The sequence below is a fragment of the Streptomyces sp. 8K308 genome, from assembly GCF_004348315.1.
In the GTDB taxonomy this organism is placed as follows: Bacteria; Actinomycetota; Actinomycetes; order Streptomycetales; family Streptomycetaceae; genus Streptomyces.
On the sequence record NZ_SMKC01000259.1, the window covers coordinates 1 to 10,134 of the forward strand.

The following is a 10,134-nucleotide window of genomic DNA, read 5'->3' on the forward strand; positions in this document are numbered from 1 at the left end:
GGAATTACGTGAACACGGAGGGTGGGGAATCGGCTGACCGTCGACAGTTTCACACTGCTGTTGGCTGTGGACGTTCCTGCATGGAGATCATCATGGTGCACGACATCACGCCTGCCTCTTCTCCCGTACTCCCGCCTTCCTGCGCCACGCCCGAGGCCACGATGGCCGCCTTCGTCTCCCAGGCCAAGGCCGATCCCGCCGTTGTCGGGCTGATCCTCAGCGGATCTCAGGCACACGACGGCATGCCCACTGGCTACTCCGACTACGACGTCCATGTCATCACACGGGATGATGGTCCTTCCGCGGTGCGCGACCTCGACGGTTTCCGCTCCGAGCACCTCGACATCGTGGCCATGCCCCTCACGGACTTCCGGCTCCGTGGGCTGCCCGGCGACCCATAAAGCTGGTGCCGGTATGCCTACGTGCACGCGAAGGTGCTGCTCGACCGGCTCGACGGGACGATCGCCGAGATCCTCGACAAGAAGCGGACGCTGGGCCCCGATGAGGCTTGGAGCGCCGCCGACGGATACCTCGACGCCTACGTCAACCAGACCTTCCGGTCACTGAAGAACCACCGTGATGGCCGGGCCGCACTGAGCCACCTCGATGCCGCCGAGAGCGTGCCCTTCGCCCTGGAGGTGCTCTTCGCCCTGCACCAGCGTGTCAGGCCCTACAACAAGTACCTCCAGTGGGAGCTGGTGCGGAATCCGCTGGGCGACCCGCAGTGGGATGTTGATCAACTGCTTCCCACTCTCCGGCGCATCATCGCCGACGGCGATCCCGACACGCAGCGTTCACTGTTCGCCGGCAATCGAAGGAGCAGCTCGCCAGGCCGGTCACGACCAACTCCTGGACTCCTGGGGCTCCGATCTGAACCTGCTGCGTCGGCAGAACTGAGAGACAGCCGACCCGACCAGTCGGCATCAGACGGAGAACAGGCCGGCCGGCCCGGGTGCCACTGATGCGCTACCATCGCCCGGGCTTGCCGGCTGAACAGGGACGTTTACCCACGGGTCTCTCTCAAACGCAGCGTTCGCGGTGGCGTAGCGTCTTCAAGTTCGGAAAGCGGCCAGGCCGGGCTCGTACTGTTCGTTTTGTGACTGCCTCGTTGGTAGTGTCCACGCGTGGCTTGATCCCCAGGCGCATGGCGCCCAGTCGAGAGGTCTAGACCGAAATTAGCGGCGCGAGGTGGGTGGTGGGCCTCCAGACCGGATCCCCATGCAGCACCGAGCAATTGTCAAATCCTGTGTATCGATGAGTGTGGTCGGGCTTCCCAGGTCGGCCGTTGGAGCTGATCGTTGTACACGATGATGTCGGCGTGGTCGGTTGGGCGGGCTGTGGCGAAGTAGAGCTGCTGGGAGGGGATGTAGCGGTTGCGCCAGGACCGTTCGATTTCGGCGGTGTCGGCGGTGGATCCGGCCAGCGCTGTGCCTCGGTCCCGGGCGCGATCTACTGTCTGCTCGAATGGGATGGACACGAAGATGCGCAGGTCCCACCGGTCGATGAGTTCTGGGCGCAGGAGGAAGACGCCGTCGAAGAGCAGTACGGCGTCTGCGGGGGCGGTCGTGGCCGGCGGGGACGATGGGGTGTCGGTGTCTTTGTCGTAGACCGCGTGTTGGAACCTTCGGTCTCCGCCTGGGCCCAGCGGATCGAGCAGGACCCGGCACAGCGCGGCGTGGTCGTGGGCGTCGAAGTAGCAGCCTTCGGCCGAGTACTGGCCGCGTCGGTAGCGCTGTGCACGGGGGAAGAGGAAGTCGTCGATGGTCGCGCGGATGACGTCGCGGTCCTGCGCGCGCAGAACGACGGCGAGTTCGTCGGCCAGCGTGGTCTTGCCTGCGGCGGGCGGCCCGTCGATGGCGACCCGCAGCGGATGCGCGGTCGTGACAGACCTGATCGCCTCGGCCAGCCAACTGATGAGCTCCCCGCGGGTGCCTTGATCCATTGCTGCCTCTCTCACCGTGTCTCTGTTTAGCACCGCACGTCAGGCTGCGGTCGCCGACTCGCGTTCGACGCGGTGGCCGTTCTCGAAGCGGGCTCCGGCGCGGACGAGTGCGACGAGGTGGGGTGCGGTGACCGCCCGCCACCGGGCTTGGGCGGATTCGACGAGCTTGAAGACCATCGCGAGGGCGGCGGCCGGGCTGCCGGCGCCGCGAGTGACCTTGGTTCGAAGCTTGACCGTGCTGAACGTCGACTCGATCGGATTTGTCGTACGCAGATGGATCCAATGTTCCGCAGGGAAGTCGTAGAACGCCAGCAACTCGTCGACCTCGCCGCTGATCTTCTTGACGGCCTTGGGCCACTTCGCCCCGTACGTCCTCTCGAACGCCTTGACCGCCCGCTCCGCGTGCGTGCGGCCCTCGGCGTTGCAGATCTCCTGGAGGGCCTTTCGCGCTGGCTTGCGCGGACTTCGGCAGCGCGTTCATGACATTGCGGGTCTTGTGAACCCAGCACCTCTGATGCCTGGCCTGCGGAAACACCTCCGCCAGGGCCCGCCACAGGCCCATCGCGCCGTCGCCGACCATGAGCATCGGTCGAGGCCACCGCCGGAGCTTTCGTCGTGTACTACGTCGCCGGCGCCGCGCTCACCATCACGGCCGTGAAACTCATCGACCACACCCTCTGAACACCCCGGATGATCACGGGCGCGGCAGCTGGTCGTGCCCGCCGGACGGGTTGGGGGCTGCTGAGCGAGTGGGAGCTCCCGGAACGGAGGGGGGCACCGCCCCGAGAGCTTGGGGGATCCGTGCTACTGAACTTGATTGGGTGATGTCGGGGCATTCGCCTGACGTGCGGGGGCCGTGCTGTGTACTTCCTTGTGCGTGAGGTATGCGCAGGGTGGCGGGCTGACCGACGCTGGGAGGGCCGCGCGGGAGCGGGTCCGGTTGGAGGCCGTGGTCCGCTTCGAGCGTGGGGAGACCGCCGGGCAGATCGCTGCCGCGTTGCGGGTGAGCGAACGGTCGGTGGAACGCTGGCGTCGCGCCTGGCGTGAGGGCGGATCCGCGGGGGTGCTGTCGAAGGGGTCACCTGGGCGGCCCAGGCTCAACGACGGGCAGATAGCCCGGTTGGAGCGGGAGTTGAAGCGTGGCCCGCTGGCCCATGGCTGGGAGGACCAGCGCTGGACGCTCGCGAGGATCAAGACGTTGATCGGGCGGCTGTTCCACGTCAGTTACACAGTGGAGGGCACCTGGCGGCTGCTCAGACGGCACGGATGGTCCTGCCAACAGCCTACGCGCCGAGCGATCGAGCGCGACGAGACGGCCGTCGAGGTGTGGAAGAAGGAGGTCTGGCCGGAGGTAAAAGAACGGCGGCGGCCCGCGCAGCATGGATCGTCTTCGAAGACGAGGCCAGCCAGTCGCTGAGGCCGCCGCGCGCCAGAACCTGGGGCAGAGCCGGCCACACTCCCGTGGTGAGGGTTCGGGGTCGGGGCTCCGGGCGGATCTCGATGGCCGGGATGTCCTGCTACATGCCGGGGCGGCGGTCGAGGCTGATCTATCGTTCCCGCCTCCACCGGGGCCGCAAAGGGGAGCCGAAGGGCTTCACCTGGCGCGACTACCGCGACCTGATCGTCCGCGCCCGCATCCAGCTCGGCGGACCGGTCGTGCTCGTCTGGGACAACCTCGCCGCCCACAAGACACCGCAGCTCAAAGCGTTCTTCGAGGCCAGCGCCGACTGGCTTACCGTCTTCTACCTGCCCGCCTACGCCCCCGACCTCAACCCGCAAGAGGGCATCTGGTCACAGGTCAAGCGCGGGATCGGCAACCTCGCCGCCGTCTCGGTCGACCACCTCGCCGCAGCCGTGAAACACCGCCTGAAGAAGATCCAGCACCGACCGCCACTGATCGACGCCTGCCTCGCCCAGGCCGGCCTGTCCCTGGACAACCCGCCCTGACCACACCCGACATCACGCATTCAACTTCAGTAGTCGAAGAGCTTCACGACCGCTTCCCAGAGGGCGCGTGCCCCTAAGAGGTCGTTTTCTCCTGATGTTTTATCCCGTGTTGCGGATTTGATTCTGGTATGTGGGGTCGCGCCAGGTGATGGTGGCTTCGCCGGTGAGGCGGCGGGCCATGAGGTCGGTCATCGCGAGCTGGATCATGGCTTCGGAGCGGGCGGGCAGGGTCTCGTAGTCGCGCGCCAGGCGGCGGTGGAACATCAGCCATCCCAGCGTTCGCTCGACGCACCATCTGCGGGGTAGTGGGGTGAAACCCCTGGTCCCGGGGGTGCGTTGGACGATTTCCATGTCGATGCCGAGGGTGGCCGCGTGTTCGACGAGGTGGTTGGCGGTAGCCGCCGTCCACCCATGCCTTGCGCAGTGTGGGGTGGGTGGCGGCGGCCTGGTCGAGGAGGCTGGTGCCGGCCACCGAGTCCTGGACACTGGCCGCAGTGACCAGCACCGCGATGAGAAGGCCCAACGTGTCGGTCACGATGCTCCGCTTGCGGCCCACGATCTTCTTGCCAGCGTCGATGCCCTGCGTGCTGGTGGAGACGCTGCTGGAGGTCTTGACGCTCTGTGCGTCGATCACGCAGGCGGACGGCTCGGCATCGCGTCCCTCCTTGAGGCGTAAGAGTCGTCGCAGCACGCCGTTGAGCTGGGCGAACACTCCACTCTTCTCCCATTTCGCGAAGTAACCGTAGACGGTTTCCCAGGGTGGGAAGTCGTGCGGGAGGTAGCGCCACTGCACGCCGGTACGGTCCACGTACAGGATCGCGTTCATGATCTCGCGCGGGTCGTGCTCGGGTGGGCGGCCGATGTTCAGCGCGTGCCGCCGCCGCTCGGCCCGCCACGCGGTCAGCACGGGTTCGATCAACGCCCAGCGGGCATCGGACAGATCACTGGGATACGGGCGACGCTCAGCCATGACCTGGGCATACCGCTGGCCAGCGAGTGCGCCCAGGCGTGCGGACGCGCAGGCGGAGTCACGCCTTCGCTCCGGACGTCTCGGGATGAGACAGACGCAAGTCGACTGCCGCCTCCCCCGTCACCCCACCCGACCACCGAAACTAACCCACACCACCACTCCCAACAGCCTCACGACCCGACACCTCAAAAACCAGGAGATAGAGGGCATTCAAGAGGAAAACGACCTCTAAGGGGTGCTGCGCTCGTTGCACGAGCTGCACCGAGACGCCGATGCGCGGGGCCGGGGCGTCATCGAGGCGCTGGGCCGCTGGCACGCGGGTGACTGGAAGCAGGCGCAAGATGCACGGGTGGACCTGGTGGGCAAGATTCTCCAGTCCAGTGAGATGCAGAGGTACGGACCGAGGGAGGCGGCGCGGCGGGCAGAGGTTGTTGCCTTGAACGCCGTGGAGATGGCCATTGGTAGGCCGGGAAGTTGCTGTCCCCACTGCGGGGCCATCTACTGGCCAGCGGCAGTCCGGGAGGAGAGCCACGATGAAGCATAGGCCGCTGAGTGACATCCTGAACGACTACTTCCTCCAGGCCGCTCCGGACGCGGCACCAGCCTCCCGTACCGCAGCCATTCGGGCCCTGACCGACGCCGCCACCCGTGATGAGCGTGTCGACCAGGCCACGGTGGACTACCACGTCGCCGCCCTGACCGCGCCCACCCACGATCAGCAGCGGCCCGGCACCCTCACCCAGGACGCTCGGCCCTTGAACCTGGCCGATGCGGCAGCACGCTGGCGACACGCGCCCCCCGCCATCCGTCTGCGCCACCGCGACGGCCTCCTCCGCCTCATCACCACGCTCGACCCCGACCCCGACCCCGAGCTCGCCCGCGACCTCGACCGTGCCAGCGCCTCCGCTCGCGACCTCACCCGCGCCCGCGACTTCGCCCGCGACCTCGACCTCGACAGCGTCCGCACCAGCGACCTCGCCCGCGACCTCGGCCGCGCCGGCGACCTCAACTTCGAACTCGACATTGCCAGCGTCCGCGTCCCCGAGTTCGCCCGCGACCTCGACCTCGACCTCGCCCGCGCGCGACTTCGCCAGCGCCCGCGCCCTCGCCCGCGACCTCGCCTCCGCGCACGACAACCTGTCCGCAGCGGCCAACGACTTCCTCGGCACCGATCTCGCCCATACCGACCTCGAGCAGCTCAACCTCTCCGGACTGTGCTGGGACCAACGCACCCGATGGCCCACACCCGAATGGACCCACCGCATGCGCCGGGCATCGGCCGAACATCCCCCCGGCTCCGGCACCTACGTCGTCCTGCCTGAATGGCACAACGCACCCGCTGAGGCCGTTCCCATGTGACCCCGCGAAGCAAGAACGGAGAGGAGGGACCGCGCCCGTCGCCTCGAAGCGCCGGGCATGGTGGGGGACGAACTGGCGCTGGCGTGGGAGGACTCACGACGAGACCGACTCAGCATCGAGCAGCAGGCCCTCGATGAGCTGGGGCTGTAGGCGCCTCGGATGCGGCCGAGATTTTGGAACCGGCCGGCCGCCCTGCCGGGGGTGGCCGGCCGTCGTTCATGACGCCGTGCCGGCTACCTGGCTCGCCGGTGTTTGCGGAGCTCCGTTTTCGTCTCGCTGATGGAGGCTGGCCGCTGGGTGAACGGGCACCCCACGTACCCGGCGTGCGTCGCGGGCAGGGCGCAGCCGGTCGGTGAGCAAACCGGCAGGGGTTCCCGCTCGTTGGGGAGACTACGGTCATCACGGTCATGGCGACCATCTTCCCCTGCCAGGGCTGTCCCGAGTGCCGGAACCGGCCCCGGACTACGCGATCAACAGCGTCCGTGTCGTCGCGCCGGTTGTTCGAATTCGCTTCGAACTGAAGCGCCTGAATTCAAGCGCTGTCGTTCGATTCTTGTTCGGACACTGGGACGACTACCACTCGCCGCGGCCGGGTCGCCGGCGTGCGGCCCGGATGAGGTCCTCCGTGCGGGGATGGCCGGGCATCTGGAACCAGGTCGGAGTCACGGCGATCGCGGGGGTGTTGCCGTAGTAGTGCGCGCCCCAGCCCGTGTGCAGGGTCAGCCCCAGGCCGTGGCGCTCCAGGCGCTCGTCGGCCTTGCCGAGCTCGCGCAGCGGGACCTCGTAGGGGTACCAGACGTAGGCGACCATGCGGTCGCCCTGCCACCAGGTGTCCTCGTGGTCCACGCCCACGCCACCGGACCGCGGCATGTCCCGTGCCAACTCGCACTTCGCCGGCCCGCCTTCGAAGTCCCGCTCGGACTTGCCGAAGTTCGGGTGACACCGTGGGAGCTTTCCCCGCGGCTTGCGGCGCTCCAGGTTGTCCTGGTGGATCAGATGGCAAGCCATGCGGAACGGCCGACCGTGATACCGGCTGGTGGTGATCCCGTGCCCCTTCTCCAGGATCTCCGCCATCGCGTCCCTGATGTCCTCGTACGGAAACCGCTCCGCTTCCCGTCGCCGGCTGCCTGACGGCATATGTCCCTCCCTCTCTCCGTCGTGTCCTCGGATTGGTCTGGTCAACGCAGATGCCGCGCGCCCAGACACGGGCCCGCCGGGCGCCTCCCCGGTGGTACGAGCGTGCCGCCGGGCAGCTTCGACCATGACGTGGTGCCGTAATGAGAGCCCGCGAAACCGGCCCCCAGTTACGGCACAGCGTCATGGTCACCTCGCTGTCGTCGGCGCTCGCGGTAGGCGGCCTGGCGGCATCGCGCGCTGCAGTACCGGGCAGTCCGCCGCCTCCGGACGCCGGCCCACAGCACCACCCGGCAGCCCGGGCCACGGCACGTCTGCCCCGCGAGCAGTTGCTCCTGGCGGCCGGCGAGGGTGTTCAGGATCTCCGACGCCTTCGCACCGATCACGACGTCCCACAGCACGAGGGCCCGCTCGCGTCGCTTCCTCAGCCGATACGCGGCCGCGACGCAGGCCGGGCCGCAGTACCGCCGCCGCGGCGAGGCACTCCTCGGCAACGGCCGGCGACACCGCCGGTACTCACACCGCCGCCGCATCGACGTGCCGACCGGCATCGACGTCACCTCCACCACCGAGCCCGGCCCCACGCGGAACGCCCGGGAACCCCTCGCCTGTGGTTGACCACGCCGCGCGGGGCTTGACCACCGGGCTTGACCAGGTTGGTCAACCCCTCAGTGACTGCTTGGGGGTTGGTTAGCCGGCCGGCGTGGCCGAAGGCTGGGCCCGGGTCACGATGGCGGTGAACGCGGCGTAGCTGTCCGGCGGGGTCTCGATCCAGGAGCCCGTGACCCGCCAGCCCTCCTCCAGCGTGCGGGTGGCCGCGGCCGGGTCGAAATCCTCGTCCGGGCCGACGCCGGTGCAGTAGCCCAACGGGCCCTGCTGCGGGTCGTTCATGTACAGGTGCCAGTCGGTGTCGTACTCAGCGCGAGCAACCAGATCCACCGTGGCGAGCGTAGAGCGGCGGCCCAGGGTCCGGGGCCGCTTCACGACATCCACCCGCCAAGACCTCGCGGCGCGAGCCACGGTGCCCGGCGAGCCGGTAGGACACCAGCCGAGCGCAGCGGCCCCGCCTCGACCCCGGCCGAACGCCCCAGCCACCCTGCCAACCTCCATCAACATGGGTACAAAAACGCGAGAAGGGGTTGTCAGCGCGTTCCCCACGGTCCGCCGGGTGGCCCCACCGCAGGTGAACGCCCCTGCCACGTGCGGCGGCCGGCGCTCCCCCGCAACACCAAGCGCAGCACGTGCCGCAACCGCCGGTGCGACCATCGCTGCAACCACGAGCGCAACTCGCCGAGCCGGCCGCTACGGGCCCGGCGGGCGTGTAGCGGCCCGTGGCAGCGTCCTGGCGGTTCCCGGACCGTCCGGCCGGTATTGCGGGTCGGCTTGAGCTGGTGGCGGCAGGCCGCGCAGTGGACGCCGTCCGGGACGCCGCGCAGCTCGAGGTCGGTGGCCGGCTGGTCGTCCCGGCGGGGCTGGCCGCAGCGCTGGCAGGCTTCGCGTTCGGCGCGAAGCCGGGCCGCCGCGCAGTCGCGGCACAGGAGGCGGTGCGGGTCGCGGCGGCCGGCGAGGCTGTCGGTGTAGGTCCAGCGCGCGTCGGTGAACCCCACCCGACACTCCGAGCAGACCGGCCGGCGGGCTTCACGGGCGGCGGCTTCGCGTTCGGTGGCCCGCTGCTTCTCCCACCGCCGGTTCTCTTCTTCCTGCCGCGCGTCCCGGCGGGCCAGGTAGGCGTCGCGGCGCGGGTTGCCGATCGCCTCGAGGAGCGTCTGCGGCTGGTCGCGGCCGGCGCGGTGGAACACCGCTGCGCGGGGGCCGTGGTCGGCCAGGAGGTCGATCGTGGTGGACACCAGCGGGATCTGCCCGCCGTAGTCGGTGTAGCCGCCGTTGCTGTCCCATCGGCCCGCCCAGTGCTGGCGGGTGTGGTCGGCGACGTGCTGCCAGGTCGCCTCCGGGCGGCGTGGTCCGAGGCGGTGGCAGACCAGGAGCAGCGGCGGCAGCGGCTCCTCCCAGGAGGCGCCCCCGACGCGGGGCACCTCCCAGCGGGTGCGCCACATCGGAACCTTCTTCTTGCTGTGGCCGTCCGCGACGCGGCGGCGGAAGAACTCCCGGTACCGGCCCACCTTGGTGGCGATGCGTTGGGCGTCCATGTGGCAGGTGTCGACCTCCACGAACAACAGCGGGACGCCCGTCTCGGGGGCGACCAGGACGGCGTCGGCCTGGACGCCGCCCCTGCCCGCCGACACCCAGCCGCCGGTGATCGGCAGCGGCACCTCCGTCGACCACGACTCCAGCGACCCGAAGCCGGCCGACGTCCAGGACGTCCTCGGGCGTGTCCTCGAGGCGCGACCAGTCCGGGCCTGGCCGGGACAGCGCCCACAGCGTCTCGCCCACACACAGGGCGTGCTGGGCGCCGGAGTTGCCCGAACCTCGGGCGATGCCGCCCATCTCCTTCACCGACCTGCCGAGCTCACCGGCGGCGGCCTCCAGCCCGAGCGGCGTCAGCCGCCACAGCTTCTCCCCCGCCTTGGAGAAGCCGGCCTCCCTCACCAGGCCGTGCCGCTTCAGATCCTGGGCGGCGGCGCGGTGCGCTCGGGTGCGGGCCTCCTTCCGCGCCGCGGCCGTCGGCTTGTCGCTGTGGCGGAACGTCAGGTGCGGGGCGGCCGTTGTTCTTCAGCCGCGCCACCTTCTCGGCCGTCCATCCCGCGTAGACCTTGTAGCGCCGCACCGGAACGTCCAGGCCCTTCATGATGGCCAGGAGACTGGTCCGGTCCTGGGCGATCTC

At 69.2% G+C, this 10,134-nt stretch carries 9 protein-coding genes and 2 pseudogenes; 5 read left to right on the plus strand and 6 right to left on the minus strand.

From position 1 onward, the window contains the following. The first annotated feature begins 80 nt into the window (after positions 1–80). Both E1265_RS40820 and E1265_RS40825 read left to right on the plus strand, forming a co-directional pair. Positions 81–401, plus strand: a complete 321-nt coding sequence (locus E1265_RS40820; RefSeq protein WP_347877252.1) for a hypothetical protein — start codon at positions 81–83, stop codon at positions 399–401. A gap of 21 nt (positions 402–422) precedes the next feature. Beyond that, a complete protein-coding gene (locus E1265_RS40825; RefSeq protein WP_347877253.1) occupies positions 423–962 on the plus strand; it encodes a hypothetical protein in 540 nt (179 codons plus the stop codon). Positions 963–1,237: 275 nt separating this feature from the next. Here the strand turns inward: E1265_RS40825 and E1265_RS27020 are convergent, their stop codons facing one another. Further along, positions 1,238–1,942 carry a cytidylate kinase family protein gene (locus tag E1265_RS27020; RefSeq protein WP_132933615.1) on the minus strand — a complete coding sequence of 235 codons (705 nt, stop codon included), beginning with the start codon at positions 1,940–1,942 and terminating at the stop codon, positions 1,238–1,240. Between the two features lie 39 nt (positions 1,943–1,981). Further along, positions 1,982–2,531 (minus strand): annotated as a pseudogene (locus E1265_RS27025) (transposase); the annotation flags it as partial. 288 nt (positions 2,532–2,819) lie between these two features. Here E1265_RS27025 and E1265_RS27030 point away from each other — a divergent pair. Both E1265_RS27030 and E1265_RS27035 read left to right on the plus strand, forming a co-directional pair. Beyond that, complete coding sequence (locus E1265_RS27030) at positions 2,820–3,359, plus strand: winged helix-turn-helix domain-containing protein (protein ID WP_132933616.1); 540 nt, start codon at positions 2,820–2,822, stop codon at positions 3,357–3,359. Then, positions 3,269–3,889: a transposase gene (locus tag E1265_RS27035; RefSeq protein WP_132933617.1), complete on the plus strand. Its 621-nt coding sequence runs from the start codon at positions 3,269–3,271 to the stop codon at positions 3,887–3,889. The genes E1265_RS27030 and E1265_RS27035 overlap by 91 nt, the downstream gene beginning before the upstream one ends. Positions 3,890–3,988: 99 nt before the next feature. Here the strand turns inward: E1265_RS27035 and E1265_RS27040 are convergent. After that, positions 3,989–4,859 (minus strand): annotated as a pseudogene (locus E1265_RS27040) (IS5 family transposase). Positions 4,860–5,392: 533 nt separating this feature from the next. On the opposite strand from E1265_RS27040, the gene E1265_RS37320 reads away from it, so the two are divergent. After that, positions 5,393–6,181 (plus strand): hypothetical protein, encoded by a 789-nt coding sequence (locus E1265_RS37320; RefSeq protein ID WP_165953893.1) that lies wholly within the window; start codon positions 5,393–5,395, stop codon positions 6,179–6,181. 610 nt (positions 6,182–6,791) lie between these two features. Here the strand turns inward: E1265_RS37320 and E1265_RS27055 are convergent. From E1265_RS27055 to E1265_RS27065, 3 genes are all read right to left on the minus strand, one after another. Beyond that, the gene (locus E1265_RS27055) at positions 6,792–7,355 is read right to left on the minus strand and encodes a hypothetical protein (protein WP_132933618.1); all 564 of its coding nucleotides are present in this window, start codon (positions 7,353–7,355) and stop codon (positions 6,792–6,794) included. Positions 7,356–8,042: 687 nt separating this feature from the next. Beyond that, entirely contained in the window at positions 8,043–8,291 is a 249-nt protein-coding gene (locus tag E1265_RS27060; protein ID WP_132933619.1) for a hypothetical protein, read from the minus strand. 203 nt (positions 8,292–8,494) lie between these two features. Beyond that, positions 8,495–9,745 carry a replication-relaxation family protein gene (locus E1265_RS27065; RefSeq protein WP_132933620.1) on the minus strand — a complete coding sequence of 417 codons (1,251 nt, stop codon included), beginning with the start codon at positions 9,743–9,745 and terminating at the stop codon, positions 8,495–8,497. Positions 9,746–10,134: the final 389 nt, after the last annotated feature.